Raw genomic sequence first — 16,568 nt, forward strand, 5'->3', positions numbered from 1 at the left:
CAACCCCGCGCCCGGCCCCCGCACCTGCACCGAAAGGACCCTCCCCGTGCCGGTCACCATCACCGCCGTCGAGAACACCGACCTCTTCACCGGTCCCGAGGAGGCCCCGCGCCAACTGCTGCGGGTCACCCTCGACGGCCCGGCCGCCCGGATCACCGTCAGCGGCCCGGGCGTGCGCGGCGAGGCGACCGGCACGGGGCTGGTCGAAGTCCCGTTGGAGCTCACCGGCGCCCCCGAGCCGGGCACCGAACTCCCCGTCACCGTCGAGGCGGAGGGCGCCTCCGTGGACGCCCTGGTGGAGGTCGCCGAACCCGGCTGGACGATGTTCCTGGTCTCCCACTTCCACTACGACCCGGTCTGGTGGAACACCCAGGCCGCCTACACCTCCCCCTGGGAACTGCTCTCCGCCGACGCCACCACCCGGCCGCTCTGGGAGCGCAACGGCTTCGCGCTCGTCGACGCGCACATGGACCTCGCGCTGCGGGACCCGGTGTACAAGTTCGTCCTCGCCGAAGTCGACTACCTCAAGCCGTACTTCGACCAGCACCCCGAGCGCCGCGAGACCCTGCGCACGCTGCTCGAGCGCGGCCAGGTCGAACTCGTCGGCGGCACCTACAACGAGCCCAACACCAACCTGACCGGCGCCGAGACCACCATCCGCAACCTCGTCTACGGCATCGGCTACCAGCGCGACATCCTCGGCGGCGACCCGCAAACCGCCTGGCAGCTCGACGTGTTCGGGCACGACCCGCAGTTCCCCGGCCACCTCGCCGCGGCCGGCCTCACCGGCAGCGCCTGGGCCCGCGGCCCCTTCCACCAGTGGGGCCCGATCCAGAAGAACTTCCGCGAGGCCAAGGACGACGCCCGGGTGATGCAGTTCCCGAGCGAGTTCGAGTGGATCGCCCCCTCCGGCGAGGGCGTGCTCACCCACTACATGCCGCACCACTACTCGGCCGGCTGGTGGATGGACTCCTCCCCGGACCTCGCCACCGCCGAACAGGCCGTCTACGAGCTGTACCGCAAGCTCAAGCCCGTCGGCGCGACCAGGAACCTGCTGCTGCCCGTCGGCACCGACTACACCCCGCCCAACAAGTGGGTCACCGAGATCCACCGCTCCTGGGCCGCCAAGTACCTCTGGCCGCGCTTCGTCTGCGCCACCCCGCGCGACTTCCTCGACGCCGTCCGGGCCGAACTCGCCGCCACCGGCCGCCGGCCCAGCCCGCAGACCCGCGACATGAACCCGGTCTACACCGGCAAGGACGTCTCGTACATCGACACCAAGCAGGCCCAGCGGGCCGGCGAGGTCGCGGCCGCCGACGCCGAGAAGCTCGCCACCCTCGCCGCCGTCCACGGCCTGGGGCAGTACCCCACCGCCGCTCTCGACAAGGTCTGGCGCCAACTCGCCTACGGCGCCCACCACGACGCCATCACCGGCTCCGAGTCCGACCAGGTCTACCTCGACCTGCTCGGCGGCTGGCGAGAGGCGCACGACCTCGCGGCCGCCGTCCGGGACCAGGCGCTGGACGCGCTGACCGCGCGGATCTCCACCGCCGGCGTCGGTCCGGAGGGGGCCGGCGGGTCGGCGGTGGCCGCCGGTTCGGCCGTGGTCGTCACCAACACGCTCTCCTTCGACCGGACCGACCTGGTCGTCGTCCAACTTCCCCCGCAGACCGGGGCGGTACGGGTGCTCGACGACCGGGGCGAGCCCGTGCCGAGCACCGTCGACCGGGGGGCCCTGCGCTTCCTCGCCGCCGACGTCCCCGCGCTCGGCTGGCGCACCTGGCGGCTGGTGGAGGGCCCGGCGGCGGAGCCCTGGACGGCGGCCGAGGGGGTGGTGATCACCAACGACCGCTACCGGGTGAGCGCCGACCCCGTCCGTGGCGGCGGCCTGTCCTCCGTCCACGACCTCCTGCACGACCGGGAGTTGATCCAGGGCGGCCGGATCGGCAACGAACTGCGGGTCTACGAGGAGTACCCGCAGCATCCCGACTTCGGCGAGGGCCCCTGGCACCTGGTGCCCAGCGGACCGGTGCGCGGCTCCGGCACGGCCCCGGCCGACGTGCGCCGCGAGACCGGCCCGCTCGGCGAGCGGCTGGTGATCGGCGGCACCGTCGACGGGATCCGCTACGAGCAGACCGTCACCCTGTGGCGCGGCCTCGACCGGGTCGACTGCCGCACCCGGGTCGTCGACTACTCCGGCGCCGACCGGCTGCTGCGGCTGCGCTTCCCCGTCGACCTGCCCGGCGCGCTGCCGGTCAGCGAGGTCGCCGGCGCCGTCGTCGGGCGCGGCTTCGCCCTGCCCGACGTCGACTCCGCCGAGGCGCCGTGGACCTTGGACAACCCGGCCAACACCTGGTTCGGCCTCGGCGCCACCGCGCGCGCCGTGCTGTCCGATCCGGCCGGATCGCCGCTGGGGGAGCGGGCGTTGGGCGTCGCCGAGGTGGTCGTGCCGAGCCTGGACGACGCCGCCGACGCCCGCCCGCTGGTGGTCGCCCTCGCCCGGGTCGGCGTCACCGCCACCACCTCCGGCGCCGACTGGGCCCGGTACGGCTGGCTGGACGTCGACTCCAACCTGCCCGACTTCCGGATCGTCCTCGGCGGGCCGGAAGAGAACGACGCCGCACGGGAGTTGATCGAGCGGGCCGGCGAGGAGTACGCGAGCGTCCTCAAGACGCACGGCGCGGTCTGGGTGCCCGCACTCACCCCGCTCGCCGAGGTCTGGCAGCCCGGCGCCGACCTGCGGGACCTGCGGGCGCTGCCCGCACTGGTCGTCACGGACGCCGCCGCGCTCGTCGCGGACCTCGCCGACGCCCGGATCGGAGCCGTCTGCCCGTCCGACGTCGTGGACCAACTCGCCGACCACACCGTCGCGTTGCTCAGCTTCGGCCTGCCCGGCTTCGCGGTCGACACCACTGGAGCCCTGCACCTCTCCCTGATGCGCTCCTGCACCGGCTGGCCCTCCGGCGTCTGGATCGACCCGCCCCGGCGCACCCTGCCCGACGGCGCCTCCTTCCAACTCCAGCACTGGACGCACGAGTTCAGTTACGCACTGGTCGGCGGCCCGGGCGACTGGCGGAGCCAGACCCTGCCCGCCCAGGGCCAGGAGTTCAACCACCCGTTCCACGCCCGGATCGCGCCGCCGCAGGACGGGCCGCTGCCGGCCACCCTCTCCTGGCTGCGGGTCGAACCGCAGCGCGAAGTCCTGCTCGGCGCGCTCAAGCCCGCCGGCAACCCCATCGCGCACGGCTCGGCGGCGGCCGTCGGGCGCGAACTCGCCGTCCGGCTGGTCGAGTCGACCGGACTCGGACGCACGGCGGAATTCGGCGGCGCACTCGGGCTGAGCCACCTGCGGCCCGCCGACCTGCTGGAACGCCCCCTCGGCGAGGCCGTCGAACGCGTCGACCTCGCCGGCTCGCAGATCGCCACCCTGCTCGCCGCCCCGGGCGTCGCCGCCGAGCCCGGCGGCCCGGTCCTCGGCCCGGTCGCCGAACCCGCGCAACCCGTCCACGCCCGCTACTGGCTGCACAACCGGGGTCCGGCGCCGCTCGGCTACCTGCCGGTCTCCGTCGGCGCCTCGCCCGGCCTGCTGCGGACGGACGGCGAGGCGGTCGAACTCTCCGTCGCCCTGTCCTCACAACTGCGCGACGCGGCGGTCGAGGGCGCGGCCGTCGTCCTGCCGCCCGAGGGCTGGCAGACCAGCCTCGGCAGCCGCCCCTACCGGCTGGAGCCCGGCGGCCACCTGCGCTTCCCGGTCACCCTCACCCCGCCCGCCGAAGTCCTGCCCGGCCTGCACTTCGCCGCCGTCCGGATCGTGCACGACGGCCAGGAGATCGAGGACGTCGTGACCATCGCCGTCGGCGACCTCCCCAACCTGCTGCCCGTCCCCGGCGACGCCCCCGAGGACTGGACGATCGCCCAGGGCACCAAGGCCACCACCGGCCGCGACACCGGCCTGGACGTCGCCGTCTCCGAGGAGACCCTGCGCGTCACCGCGGGCGGCCGCACCACCCTCGGCCTCACCCTCACCAACCGCACCCGCGGCGAGATCCGCGGCGAACTTCAACTCGTCTCCCCCTGGGGCACCTGGGACGCCATCGCCGACCCGGTCCGCGGCTTCACCGTCCCGGCCGGATCGTCCTCGACCGTGGCCTTCGAGATCGCCGCCCCCGAATCCACCGACCCCGGCGCGTACTGGGCGCTGGCCAAGGTCATGTGGTTCGGCCGCTGCCAGTACTCCCCGACCGTCGCCCTGGAGGTGGAGGCATGACCCTCGGTCTGCTCGACGGAAAGCCCCTCCCGCGCGCCGCCCTCGACCACCGCCTCGCCGCCCTCCGCACCGGCCCGCGCTCCACCGCCCTGCCCCAGCCCGGCAGTTCGGAGGACCGCCAGCTCAGCCGCTGGGTCGCCCAGGTGCTGCTGACCGAGGCGTTGTGCGAGGCGGTCGCCACCGAGCGCGACCTGCCCGTACGGTCCACCGGCCCGGCCCGCCTGGACCAGCAGGCCGCCGTCGAACTCGGCTCCATCACCGCCGCCGCCTACGAGGGCAGCCCAGCCGTCCGAGCCGTCTACGCGGCGGTCACCGCCGACGTCGAACCCTCCGCCGCCGACGTCGCCCACTACCGCACCCTGACCACCCGTCCGCCGTCGGCCGTCTGGCACCTCGCCCTGCCCGACGGCGAACTCGACGCCGACCCCGACACCCTCCCGACCGCCCTCGCCGAAGCCCTCCGCGAGGCTCCGCCCGGCACCTGGGTCACCGCCGGCCCCTGGAGGGCCGCGCTCCGCTCCGTGCACACCGTCACAGAGGAGCACGACCCCACCGCCGACCTCACCGAGGCCGCCCGCCGCGCCGCCTTCGTCCGCTGGCTCGACCACGAGCGCGCCCGACGCCTCACCCTCGTCGAGGGATTGGAACACCCCGGCGACCCGGCCCAACCCGACAACCACCACCGCCACTGAGACGCCACCGCTGCCGACCTCGCCGGGATCACCAGCGAGGTCGGCAGCGGAACGGGCGGTCAGACGATCTTGCAGGGCGCGTACGCGGCGCCCAGCTGAACGGCCGCGCCCAGGCGGTGGTTCCCGTCCTGGAGGCTGATGCCGCCCCCGTCGACCCGGATCTTGATCGGTTCGAGTGCGGCGCTGTTCTTCATGCCGGTGACGGCGGCGCTGAGTCGCTTCTCGTCGAGCCCGCCCGCCACCGTCTGCGCACGACCGCTGGCCTGCCGCAGCAACGCGACGCTCACCTCGACCAGTTGGCCGGGACGCACGCCCTGCGCGGCGAAGTCCTGCAACTGGTCGATCTGTGCGCCCTCGAAGGTCCCGGCACCGGCCCGGACGTGGTAGCTGGAGTCCCGCTGCCGGTTGACGTGGCCGCTCAGGTCCGCCTGCGCCTGCTCGGGGCCGACCTCCATGTTGACGAGCTTGTAGTAGGTCTCCAGGCCGTCGTCGACCTTGATGTACCCGTAGCTGCCGTCCTCGTCGAAGATCACGCGTTCCTCGGAGCCCGCGAGCTGGTAGATCTTCTCGTAGTGCTCGTCGGTCAGCTTCTGGTCCAGGATGAGCCGCATGCCCGGATAGTCGGCGTCGACGTGGGTGTGGTCGCCCTCCTCCTCGGCGGGCTTCGCCGTGGGGCGCCGCTGCACCGAGGGCTCGCCGGCCTGCGTGCCGTGCGCGTGGGCCGCGTGCTCCGCTTCGGACCACCGGGCGAGCGGCCGGGACAGCACCCGGGAGGCGTTCGCCTCGGCCTCGCGCTCGAAGCGGTCCGAGGGGTCGCTGACCCGCAGCCCGCTCCCGTTGTCGGTGCCCGCGACGGGGCCGCTGCGCTGCTGGATGACGTGGGTCAACTCGTGCGCGAGCGTGTGCTTGTCGCCCCCTCCGGCGCCGAGCACGATGTGGCTGCCCGAGGTGTACGCGCGGGCGCCGATCCCCGCCGCCGACTCCCGGGCGGTCGCACCCGTGTGCAGCCGGACATCGGAGAAGTCCGCGCCGAGCCGGGTCTCCATCTCGGCCCGGATCCCGTCCGCCATGGGCGTGCCGGGGCTCCTCAGCACCTCGTTGACGGCCGAGCGCTGCACGTCGGCCACGACTTCGTCGTGCTGCTCCAGCATCCGGCTCACCGTGGCGTTACCCACGGCCCGCTGCATGGCGGTGAGCGCCGCCGGCGTCACGACCCCGGCACCGGACGGGCGCCGCACAGGAGTCATCGGCCGACTGCTACGGCCCGGTCGTCGGTCGGCGGCAAACGCACTACCGGAGTCATGGGCACGCACAGGAAAGGCCCCTTCGAGGGATCGGCGACAGTCCCTCCCAGTTTGTTCGACCCCGCACCTCCAGCGGAAGGTACGTCAGGGCAACGTCCGATGTCCCCCGGGGCCATCTCCCCCGTCAGCCCGCCGAGCTGGGTGCTCGGCGGGCCGGGTTCACGACGTGATGTGCGACGGATCGCGGCGATGGGATGTGTCGGCGCAGTTCAGGGCAGCAGCGAGACCTGGTAGTGGGCGATGGACCAGCCGTCGTCGGAGCGCCGCAGCAGGATGCCGAGGTTGACGGTGAGGGTGGGGCGGTCGGGGAAGGCGAAGTCGACGCTGTGGTAGCCGAGGAGGAGGGTCGGGGTGAGCCGCCGGGACTCCAGGATGCGGTAGTCGGCCGTCATATCGGGGGGCTGGGAGGCGTAGTAGGCACTGATGCCGGCCCGCCCGACGGTGTACGGGTGGAGGCCCTGGAAGATCGCGTCCTCGCTGAAGCAGTCGGCTGCCTGCTCGGGTTCGTGGGCGTCGACGGCGGCCTTCCAGCGGTTGAGGACGCCGCGCAGCACGGCTTCGTCGCTCATCGGGCGCCTCCCGTGCCGGGGTCGTTGGGGTGCGGGGCGAGCGGGGTGACGGTGTCCTGGCGCCATACCCGCAGGGGCATGGAGGCGAGCGCCTGTTCCAGCCGCGTCTCGTCGGGGGCGCTGAAGAGGCCCCAGGTGCGCCATTCGCCGGGGGCGAGCGGCGGGCGCCAGAGCCGCAACAGGGCACCCTGGGCGGCGAGTTCGCGCGACCGCTGGGCCTCGCGGGCCCGGATGTCGGCGACCGCGTCCTCGGTGGTTCCGTCCGGGACGGTGGTCACCATGTCGACCAGGAATTCCATCGGTGTCCTCTCGTTCGGGGCTTACCGGAGTATCGAGGGGCGGCGCGGTCGCCGGTGCGGAGCCACGCCGGTCACGGCCGGGCGTCGTGGCCGGCGCGCAGGCTGAGGACGGAGCCGGCCAGGAGCAGGCCGACCAGGGTCAGCAGCGGGGCCGTCCAGGAGCCGGTGGCGGTGTGGAGGGCGGCGGTGAGGGCGGGGCCGGTGGCGGCGAGGAGGTAGCCGCAGGTCTGGGCCATGGTGGAGAGCGCGGCGACGTGGTCGTGGTCGGTGCCCCGGCGGGCGAAGAGCACGGCGGCCAGGGCCTGGCCGCCGCCCATGCCGATGCCGATGATGCCGGCCCAGAGCGGAGCGCCGGTGGCGGGGGCGAGCACGACGCCGAGCAGGCCGAGGACGCAGACGGCCACCACGGCGAGCAGGTGCGGCCGCTGGTCGGCGCGGGCGGCGGCGAGGACGGGCGCGAGGAAGCCGCCGACGGCGAGGCCGAGGATGAGGACGGCCAGGTCGGTGCCGGCGGCGGTGCGGCTGAGGCCCGCGTCGACCAGGATCGAGGGCAGCCAGGCGAGGGTGGCGTAGAAGACCAGGGTCTGGATGCCGAAGAAGGCGGTCAGGCTCCAGGCGAGCGCGGTGCGGCCGACGGGCCGGCGGTGCACCGGCGCGGCAGCGGCCGGTATCCGCCGTTCCACCCGCAGCTGCGGCGCCATGCCCGCCGCCGCGAGGACGGCCGGGAGGACGGCGAGGCCGATCGCGGCCCGCCAGGACCACGCGTCGGCGACCGGCGCGACCAGGGCGGCGACCACGGCCGACCCGGTGCCCATCGCGAGGGCGTAGACGCCCATCATGGTGCCGATCCGCCGGGGCGCGAAGCGGGCCCGGACGAATACCGGGATCAGCACGTTGACGACCGCCACCGCGATGCCCACCAGCACCGTCCCCGCGTAGAGCCCGGGCAGGCCCGCGGTGCGCAGCAGCGCCCCGGCGACGAGCAGCACGCTCGCCCAGAACAGCCCGCGCTCCTCGCCGATCCGCCGCCGGGCGACGGCGCCGAGCGGCGCGAACAGGCCCATGCACAGCGGGGGCAGCAGCCCGAGCACGGTGACGGTGCCCTGGCCCCAGCCGGCGACCGGCGCGAGCGGTCCGACCTGTCCGAACGCGACCCGGGTGTTGAGGCTGAGGAGGACGAAGCCGACGACGAGCAGCGCGCCGGAGGCGGGGGCGGCACGGCCGGGTGAGGTCCGGCTGGGGGCGGAGGCGGTGCTGAGCGGCATGAGCGGCGAACCCTTCGCTGCGGCAGGAAGTTAGGCTTGCCTGAGCTTTCACGCTCAAGTGCGCTTGAGTGCAACCCGCCGGCCGTGAAGGAGACGACGCGTGGAGCAGCTCTACTCGATCACCGAGGTCGCGAAGGCCTTCGACCTCTCCGTCCCCGCCCTGCGCTACTACGAGGACTGCGGCCTGATCACCCCCGCCGCCCGCCGCGGCCGGGTGCGCCAGTACGACCGGGCGGCCCTGGAACGCCTCGCCCTGGTCCAGCTCTGGCACGTGGACGGCATGATCCCGCTCGCCGGGACGGCCGCCGTGATGGCGAGCGAGCAGGCGGCGGAGCGGAAGGCGCTGCTGGCGGCGCAGCGGGACGAGATGACGGCCCGCGCCCGCCGTCTGGAGCGCGCCGCGGCCGTTCTGACCCACATGCTCGACTGCCACCGCGACCGCCCGCTGGACTGCCCGGTCACCCACGCGCACATCCACGCCCGCGTCGACGCCGCCCTCGCCGGCGAGGAACTGGCCGACGCCTTCCTCCCGCCGGCGACCGGGACCGCGACCGGGATCGGTCAGCCCAGCACCGCCGGCGTCGGCCCGTCGGGGCGGACGGTGATGCTGTAGGCGGAGCCGGTCGGGACGGATCGGAACCGCACGGTGTGGGCGGGCAGCAGGAGTTCGAGCAGCGCGGTGGTCTCGCGGACGGCGAACTGGGTGCCGAGGCAGGCGCGGGCGCCGAGGCCGAAGGGGAGGTACGCGCCGAGCTGGGCGGGGCGGGCGCCGGTGGCGGTGAAGCGGGAGGGGTCGAAGCGTTCGGGGTCGGGCCACAGGGCCGGGTCGCGGTGGGTGAGGTAGGGGCAGACCAGGACGTCGGTGCCGGCGGCGATGCGGTGGCCGTCGATCACGTCGTCCTCGACGGCGTGCCGGGGGAGCAGCCAGGCCGGGGGGTAGAGCCGCAGGGCCTCGCTGACCAGGGCCTGCGGGTCCGCGCCGCGCGCCTCGGGGTGGCGGTCGAGGAGGAGGAAGAGCCAGGTCAGGGTGGTGGCGGTGGTCTCGTGCCCGGCGACGAGCAGGGTGACGAGTTCGTCGCGGATCAACCGGTCGGTGTACTCGGGGTGTTGGGCCGAGGCGTCGAGCAGGACCCGCAGCACGCCGGGCTCCTCGGCGTCGGTCGCCGAGCGCGCCGCGTCGATGGCGGCCAGCGCGACGGCGTCGATCCGGGCGAGGTCGGCGGCGACGGCGTCCCGGGCGTCCCCGGCGTCCGTGGGCAGGGTCGGCATGGCCGCCACCACCCGTTCCACAGAACGGAGTTCATGGTCGGTGCGGTCGTCCAGCGGCAGCCCGGTGAGGGCCCGCCAGACGGTGTCGAGGGCGAATCCGCGCATCTCCTCGCCGAGGTCGAAGGTCTCGCCGCTGCGCGCGTACCCCTCCCAGCGGTCGGCCGTCCGGTGGGCGGCGGCGGCGATCCGCTGTTCGTAGCGGCGCATCCCGGTGCCGGTGAACTGTGATTGCAGCAGCCGCCGTTGGCGCTTCCAGGCGTCCCCGGTGGCGGAGAGCACGCCGTCGCCGACCAGCATCCGCGCGCGGTGCGAGCGCTTGACGTAGCGGTCGGGGTGGCGGCCGAGCACGTGCTGCACGGCGGCCGGGTCGGTGACCAGCACGGTGGGCGTGGGGCCGAGCCGGAAGGCGGCGATGCCGCCGATGCCCCGCTGCGCCCGGGCGAGCAGGTCGACGAGGTCGGCCTCCTCGCTGCGCCACTGCTCGACGGCCTCGGCGGCCAGCTCCGGTACGGGGCGGGTGTCGGTGGTCACCAGGAGTCTCCTCGGGGTCGGCCGTCGTGGGCGGGCGGCCCGCCCCGCAGCCGACTGTACGTCAGTCGAGTGGCGGCCCGGTTACGCCGGGTGACCCGGGGGTGTGCCCGGCACACGGCTGCGCCGCGATCCGTCCCCCTCGACGGACCGCGGCGCAGCGGCTTACGGGGTGTCAGGCAGGTGACCTGCGGGTCACACGGCCTGCCACAGGGCGGGGACGATCGGCGGCTCCCAGCCGACCTGGGCGGTGTGACCCTGGAGGCAGCGGTAGCTGACCCCGTTGTAGGTCACGACGTCGCCCGCCTGGTAGGTGGTGCCGGGCGTCCAGGTGCCGCCGGGGTTGGTCGGGCCGTTGCCCACGACCAGCGAGAAGCTGGTGCTGTGGGTGGCGGAGCCGGTGCCGGTGAGCGTGATGCTGTAGGTGCCGGCCGCCGTGTTCGCGGCGGTCGCGATGGTCAGCGAGGCCGAGGCGCCGGACTGCACCGAGGACGGGCTGAAGGAGACCGTGACGCCCGCCGGGGCGCCGGAGGCGGTCAGGTTGACCGTCTGGGCGGAGCCGGAGGTGGTGGCGGTGGAGACCGTCGCGGTGGCCGAGTCGCCGGGGTTGACGGTGGCGGTGGCCGGGTTCACCGCGAGGGAGAAGTCGTTGGCGGGGGTGGTGCCGCCGACGGAGGTCTTCCAGATGGTGTAGGCCACGCCGTCGGCGCTGCGGTTCAGCGCGGTCGGGTCGATGTTGCTGGTGGTGTCGCAGGACTGGTGGTAGCAGGAGTCGTACGAACGGCCCGCGCTGCCGCCCCACTTGGTCGCCTGGCCGGAGGTCTTGACGGCGTCGGCGCCGGCCGCGTAGCCGGAGGTGGGGATGCCGGCCTGCTGGAAGGAGTAGTCGTCCGAGCGGCCCTGGCCCTCGACGTTCTCCTCCGGCTGGAGGTTGAGGGAGTCCCAGTAGGCCTTCATCGGCGCGGCGGCGGCGGAGGTGATGTTGTTGATGAAGTAGCCGGCGTTGGGCGATCCGACCATGTCGAAGTTGTAGTAGGACTTGATCGCGGAGCGCTGGGTGGAGCTGAGCTGGCCGACGTAGGACTGCGAGCCCTGGAGGCCCTGCTCCTCACCGGTCCACCAGGCGAACCGGACGTGCCGGGTCAGGGTGGGGTTCTGCTGGGCGAGGACGAGGGCGTTCTCCAGCAGGGTGGCCGAGCCGGAGCCGTTGTCGTTGATGCCGGGGCCGGCCGAGACGCTGTCCAGGTGGGCGCCGAACATGGTGACCTGGTCGGCGGGGCCGCCGGGCCAGTCGGCGATCAGGTTGTTGGACTGGTAGGTGCAGGAGGTGCAGGTCTGCTCGGTCACGGTGTAGCCGGCGGCCTGCAGCTTGCCCTTGATGTACGCCACGGACTGGCTGTGCCCGGCGCTGCCGGCCCGGCGGTTGCCGCCGTTCTGGCTGGCGATGGTGTTCAGCTGGGTCAGGTGGGCCTGGACCTTGGCGACGTCGATGTCGGGCGCGGGCCCGCCGGGGGTGCCCCCGCCGCCGACGGTCAGGGTGTACTGGGCGGTGTGGGTGGCCGCGCCGGCGGTGCCGGTGACGGTGATCACGTACGTCCCGGCCGGGGCGCCCGAGGAGGCCGACAGGGTCAGCGTCGCGGACGAACCCGTCTGCACGGAGGAGGGGCTGAGCGTCGCGGTGACCCCGGTCGGGGCGCCCGAGGCGGTCAGGTTGACGGTCTGCGCGGTGCCCGAGGTGACGGCGGTGGAGACCGTAGCCGTGGTCGAGGCGCCGGGCTGGACCGAGCCGGAGGCCGGGCCGAGCGCGAGCGAGAAGTCGTTGTTGCCGGACGGGGTGCAGGTCGGGTCGCCGCTCTGCGCGGGCACGCTGATCGCGTCCCAGGCGGCCTTGGTCCGGTTGAAGTAGTTGCAGGTCGGGTCGAGGTTCTTGGCGGCGGTCAGGGTGGTGGTGCGGTACCGCTTGTAGGTCATGCCGCTGGTCTTGAGCAGCATGCCGCCGTAGAAGACCTGGCCGGCCTGCTTGACGCCGATGCCGGTGACCGAGGAGTTGTTGCAGGTGGGGCTGGACGGCTTGCCGCCGCCCGGGTTGGAGCCCATCGACAGGAGGTAGAACCAGTGGTTCAGCGGGCCGGCCGCCGCGTGCACCTCGGTGCTGGGGATGGAGGAGGAGTAGCAGTTCGGGTCGTTGTTGACCAGTGAGGGCTGGTAGAGGTTGCGGATCGGCCCCTGGCCGACCAGGTTGACCTGCCGGCCGACCTGGTAGTCGGGGTAGTCGTAGGGCGCGGGCTGGTTGGCGTACTCCTTGGTGAGCGCGCCGAAGATGTCGCCGGTGCCCTCGCCCAGGCCGTTCTCGTTGTTGGCGCCGCCGGGGGTGTACTGGTCGATGCCGTGGCCGAACTCGTGGCCGACAACGTCCTGGGCGGCGATCCACTCGTTGTTCTGGTTGTGGCCGATGGAGACGGAGCTGCCGTCCCAGTAGGCGTTGACGTCGTTGAGGCCGACCTTGACCGGCCAGCTGCCGCCGTTGCCGTTGTGGCCGTTGCGACCGAGCCAGTCGCGGAGCATGTCCCATTCCTTCTGGGCCGCCCACATGGCGTCGGCGCAACCGGTCTCCTTGCTGGAGGGGTTGCCGGTGCCCCAGGAGTCGGAGGACTTGCTGAACACCTGGCCGCTGCTGTAGTCGGAACAGGTCAGGCCGGGCCGGTTCGGGTCGCGCAGTGAGTACGAGCCGCCGGAGTTGGTGGTGCTGATGGTCAGCGGGCCGGGGCCGTTCCACTTGCTGTTGATGGTGCCGGCGCGGACATCGTCGTAGCTGTCGATCACCTCGCCGCTGGCGGCGTCCACGAAGACGTGCAACGTGCTCGGCGCGCTCTCGGTACGGCCCTTGAGGACGGTCTCCCAGGCGAGCCGGCTCGCACCGTCCTTGACCCGGACGACCAGGCGGCGCTCGGCCACCGAGTCCACCGCGGCCAGCTTGGTGCGCGCGGTCTTCTCCGCGTTCGCCGCGCTGACCTGCGGGGTTATCGAGCCGCCGACCGGCCCGGTGGCGGCCGACTGGAGGCCGCGGACCTTGCCCTGGCCGTCGGCGAGCACCACGGCGTCGCCACCGACCACCGGCAGGCCGCGGTAGCTGCGGTCGTACGCGACGGAGTAGAGGCCGCCGAGCCAGGGGGTGACGGCCCGGCGCTCGTAGGTCTCGCCGGGGCCCTTGGCCAGTGCGTCCAGGCCGGCGGCCGCGGCCGCGTCGGCGGCGTTGACGGCTGCCGCGAGGGCGCTGGGTGGTGCGGGAGAGGGGGTGGGCGCGGCGGTGGCCGGCCCGGCCGTGGCGGCGATCATGCCGGCCAGCACGGTCAGGGTGGTCGCCGTGGTCAGCAACCGTCCTGTGGAAACTCTGCGTTGCATCGAGGCTCCTCGCATGTGGGGGTCCTCGACCGCGGACGGCAGGGCTGGTGGCCCACCGCAGGGCCGTGTCTGGGGGACGGCCGTGCGGGCCGTCCGCGCTCGGGTGCCGGAACCCTCACACGGCGTCATGCTCTGGTCAATGGCTGGTGCACGCGATGCATAGGGTTGGCAAATTCCGTCAAGCTGGGCTTTTGCCCGAGTGGTTGAGACCACCTCATGTACGGACCGGGTGTCATCGAGTACCGTCCTGATGGTCGGAAGGTTGGCGAGGGGCCCGGGGGAAGCGACCGGAGGAGGCAGCCGTGCACCGGAACCGCGTGGCCGTGGAACCGGCGTCCGCACCTCCGTCCCCACCCGCCGCCCCGCCCGCCCAGGAGTTGGGCGCCTGGCGGGACTTCGGCGCCCGGCTGCGCCACTGGCGGCGCCGGGCCGGCCTCACCCAGGCCCAACTCGGCGCCGGAATCGGCTACGACCACACCGCGGTGAGCAAGATCGAGCACGGCGCCCGCCGGGTCACCCCTCGGATCGCTGACAGGATCGACGAACTCCTCGGCGCGGGCGGTGAGTTGCGGGCCGCCTGCCAGCGGGCCGAGACCGCCGAACTGCCCTCCCTGGCGCCCCTCGCGCCCGCCCTGCTGCGGCCCCCGCTGCCCACCGCGGCCGCGAACGGGCCCGGCGGCCCGGCCCGCTGGAGCGCCCCCGCCCAGCCGCCGCCCCGGCTGCCCGACTACGGCCTGCTCTGCCCGCTGCACGGCGCCGACGGCTGCGACGTCCCCGACCCGGTCGAACTCGCCGCGCTGCACGCCGAGTTCTGCGCCGCGAACCCGGCCGGCGCGCCGCCCCTGGACGCCGCCACCGCACACGCCCTCACCGGGCTGCTCGCCGCCCACCTGCGCTCCGGCGAGGCCGGCGGCCTGCCCGGCCTGGCCGCCGCCGTCGAACGCACCTTGCAGGCCGTGCTCGCCCGGCTCGCCGCCGCCCCCGCCGCGCAGCGCCGCCCGCTCGCCCGACTGGCCGCCGAGCACGCGCACGCCGCGGGCGCGCTGCGGATGCAGGACGGCCGCAACGCCACCGCGATGGCCTGCTTCGACCGCGCGCTCGCCTGGGCGGAGCTCGCCGGGGACCAGGCCACCCAGGTCGCCGCGCTGAGCGACATGAGCACCCTCGCCCGGATGGACGGCGACCCGGCCGCCGCCCTCGGCTACGCCCGGGAGACCGGCCGCGCCGCCCCCGGCCGGCACTGGGCCGGCGCGATGGGCCAGATCGGCCAGGCCCGTGCGCACGCCCTCACCGGCGACGTCCGGGCCACCATTCGCCACCTCGGCCGCGCCCGGCTGCACCTGGACCACATCGGCGCCCGGGACGAGGACGACGCGCCCTGGCTCTCCATCGCCTCGATGCGGCTGCGGGTGGAGTCCGGCGCGGCCGCCGCGCTGCGCGACCTCGCCGCGGTCGTCGGCGACCCCCGGCTGGCCCGCCGGGCGCTGACCGCGGCCGAGACCGCGCTCGGCCTGCTCGGCCCGGCCCAGCTCCCCTCCAGCCGTCTCCTCTTCACCGTCCGGGTGGCGGACTGCCACGCCTGCGCGCACGACCCGCAGACGGCCGTCCAACTGCTCGGGCCCGCCCTGGAGACCGCCCCGGCGGCGGCCCTGCCGGCCCTGGTCGGGTACGAGCTGCGCGGCCTGCGCGACCGCCTCGCGGCGTACCGGCCGGAGGCGGCGTGGCGGCTGGCGGAGCTGGCGGGGTCCTGACGGGCGGCGCCACCCGCACGGCCCGCGCCCTCGCGCCCGGCTCGCGCTTGCCCGGTGCCACCCGCGCCGCCCTCGCCGGACCGGGGGCCGGATCCGGGTCCGGACCGCCCCCTGTGTCAGGGGGCGTGCGACCTCGCCCGGCGTGGGCTCGACCCCGCTGCGCTCCGGTTTCTCCAGCGCCTGCGAACAAACGCGCCCCTTTCGCGCCGGTCTGGTGTCAACTTCGTGCGCAGATCTTCCTCCGATCGGGTTATTTATGGCGTTAACACGTCGAATGACTGCCGTAGCTGACCTCTCCAGCTAGAGTCTCTGACGTTTCCAGTCATTAGTTCGCGAATAACCAAGGGGGCGCGTGCTGTCCGCCATTGCACGCCGGCTCGCTCATCCGCTTCTGCTCCTGGGGGTGCTGTGCACGGCCGTCGCCACACTGCACTTCCACTGGGAGCCCGACCGGGTCTCCCCCCTCGTGCTGGTCGGCGTCCTCGGGTACCTGGCCGTACTGGAGCGGGTGATCCCGTACCGGACCGACTGGCATCCGAGTGGGCGTGAACTGCGCTGGTACACCGTGTACTTCGTGCTGAGTATGGCCGGTGGTGCGCTCGCCCAGGGGCTGGTGACGGCGCTGGTGCAGGTGCTCGGGGCGGCCCATCCGGTGCTCCCGTTCGCCCTGGAGATCCCGCTCGCGCTGCTGATCGGATCGCTCGGCGACTACCTCGTCCACCGCTGGTCCCACCACAACCGGTGGCTCTGGCGCCTGCACGGCGTCCACCATGTGCCGGACAAGGTGAATGTCGCGAACAACGGTGTGAACCATATTCTCGACGTGTTCGTCGCGCAGTCCGTGGTGCAACTCCTGCTGTCGCTGATCGGCTTCTCGGCGGAATCCGTGTTCGTGGTCGGAATATTCATTCTTGCGCAGGGGTATTTCGTTCACGCGAACATCGACGTCCGCCTCGGGTTCCTCGGCCACCTGCTGGCCGGTCCCGAGCTCCACCGACTGCACCACAGCACCGACCTCGCTGAGGCCGGGCACTACGCCTCCGACCTCTCGCTGTGGGACCACGTGTTCGGCAGCTTCACCTGGCGCCCCGGCCGGGTGCCCACCGCCGTCGGCCTCGCCGATCCGGCCGCCTTCCCGGCCACCGGCGAAGTGGGTGCCACCCTGCTGCACCCCTGGCGCCAGGTGAAGACCACCGAGCCGTCCGTCTGACCCTGCCCGCGA

11 protein-coding genes are annotated in these 16,568 nt (G+C 73.8%); 5 read left to right on the forward strand and 6 right to left on the reverse strand.

The window, feature by feature from the left end; all coding sequences use genetic code 11:
• The first annotated feature begins 46 nt into the window (after positions 1–46).
• Both AB0O82_RS09490 and AB0O82_RS09495 read left to right on the forward strand, forming a co-directional pair.
• Entirely contained in the window at positions 47–4,267 is a 4,221-nt protein-coding gene (locus AB0O82_RS09490) for an NEW3 domain-containing protein (protein ID WP_363581814.1), read from the forward strand.
• Entirely contained in the window at positions 4,264–4,959 is a 696-nt protein-coding gene (locus AB0O82_RS09495; RefSeq protein WP_363581816.1) for a hypothetical protein, read from the forward strand. The genes AB0O82_RS09490 and AB0O82_RS09495 overlap by 4 nt, the downstream gene beginning before the upstream one ends.
• A gap of 59 nt (positions 4,960–5,018) precedes the next feature.
• Here AB0O82_RS09495 and AB0O82_RS09500 read toward each other — a convergent pair whose 3' ends face one another.
• The 4 genes from AB0O82_RS09500 to AB0O82_RS09515 form a co-directional block, all read right to left on the reverse strand.
• Positions 5,019–6,206 carry a DUF4157 domain-containing protein gene (locus tag AB0O82_RS09500; protein ID WP_363581818.1) on the reverse strand — a complete coding sequence of 396 codons (1,188 nt, stop codon included), beginning with the start codon at positions 6,204–6,206 and terminating at the stop codon, positions 5,019–5,021.
• Positions 6,207–6,472: 266 nt separating this feature from the next.
• A complete protein-coding gene (locus AB0O82_RS09505) occupies positions 6,473–6,832 on the reverse strand; it encodes a nuclear transport factor 2 family protein (protein WP_363581820.1) in 360 nt (119 codons plus the stop codon).
• Positions 6,829–7,131: a muconolactone Delta-isomerase family protein gene (locus AB0O82_RS09510; protein ID WP_363581822.1), complete on the reverse strand. Its 303-nt coding sequence runs from the start codon at positions 7,129–7,131 to the stop codon at positions 6,829–6,831. The genes AB0O82_RS09505 and AB0O82_RS09510 overlap by 4 nt, the downstream gene beginning before the upstream one ends.
• A gap of 71 nt (positions 7,132–7,202) precedes the next feature.
• Positions 7,203–8,396, reverse strand: coding sequence for an MFS transporter (locus AB0O82_RS09515; protein ID WP_363581824.1), 1,194 nt, complete (start codon positions 8,394–8,396; stop codon positions 7,203–7,205).
• Positions 8,397–8,496: 100 nt separating this feature from the next.
• Between AB0O82_RS09515 and AB0O82_RS09520 the strand changes: the two genes are divergently transcribed.
• Positions 8,497–9,009, forward strand: a complete 513-nt coding sequence (locus AB0O82_RS09520) for a MerR family transcriptional regulator (protein WP_363581826.1) — start codon at positions 8,497–8,499, stop codon at positions 9,007–9,009.
• Here the strand turns inward: AB0O82_RS09520 and AB0O82_RS09525 are convergent.
• Both AB0O82_RS09525 and AB0O82_RS09530 read right to left on the reverse strand, forming a co-directional pair.
• Positions 8,958–10,196, reverse strand: a complete 1,239-nt coding sequence (locus AB0O82_RS09525; protein WP_363581828.1) for a cytochrome P450 — start codon at positions 10,194–10,196, stop codon at positions 8,958–8,960. The genes AB0O82_RS09520 and AB0O82_RS09525 overlap by 52 nt on opposite strands.
• 192 nt (positions 10,197–10,388) lie before the next feature.
• Positions 10,389–13,529: a M28 family peptidase gene (locus AB0O82_RS09530; protein ID WP_363581911.1), complete on the reverse strand. Its 3,141-nt coding sequence runs from the start codon at positions 13,527–13,529 to the stop codon at positions 10,389–10,391.
• A 368-nt stretch (positions 13,530–13,897) separates the two neighbouring features.
• Between AB0O82_RS09530 and AB0O82_RS09535 the strand changes: the two genes are divergently transcribed.
• Together AB0O82_RS09535 and AB0O82_RS09540 are read left to right on the forward strand one after the other, a co-directional pair.
• Positions 13,898–15,346: a helix-turn-helix transcriptional regulator gene (locus AB0O82_RS09535; RefSeq protein ID WP_363581830.1), complete on the forward strand. Its 1,449-nt coding sequence runs from the start codon at positions 13,898–13,900 to the stop codon at positions 15,344–15,346.
• 391 nt (positions 15,347–15,737) lie between these two features.
• Entirely contained in the window at positions 15,738–16,556 is an 819-nt protein-coding gene (locus AB0O82_RS09540) for a sterol desaturase family protein (RefSeq protein WP_363581913.1), read from the forward strand.
• Positions 16,557–16,568: the final 12 nt, after the last annotated feature.

The sequence above is a fragment of the Kitasatospora sp. NPDC088264 genome (genome assembly GCF_040685715.1).
Taxonomy (GTDB): domain Bacteria; phylum Actinomycetota; class Actinomycetes; order Streptomycetales; family Streptomycetaceae; genus Kitasatospora.

Coding starts and splice junctions, on each gene's coding strand:
- AB0O82_RS09500 (WP_363581818.1), bottom strand. CDS start 6,206: ATGACTCCTGTGCGGCGCCCGTCCGGTGCCGGGGTCGTGACGCCGGCG.
- AB0O82_RS09510 (WP_363581822.1), bottom strand. CDS start 7,131: ATGGAATTCCTGGTCGACATGGTGACCACCGTCCCGGACGGAACCACC.
- AB0O82_RS09505 (WP_363581820.1), bottom strand. CDS start 6,832: ATGAGCGACGAAGCCGTGCTGCGCGGCGTCCTCAACCGCTGGAAGGCC.
- AB0O82_RS09530 (WP_363581911.1), bottom strand. CDS start 13,529: ATGATCGCCGCCACGGCCGGGCCGGCCACCGCCGCGCCCACCCCCTCT.
- AB0O82_RS09515 (WP_363581824.1), bottom strand. CDS start 8,396: ATGCCGCTCAGCACCGCCTCCGCCCCCAGCCGGACCTCACCCGGCCGT.
- AB0O82_RS09495 (WP_363581816.1), top strand. CDS start 4,264: ATGACCCTCGGTCTGCTCGACGGAAAGCCCCTCCCGCGCGCCGCCCTC.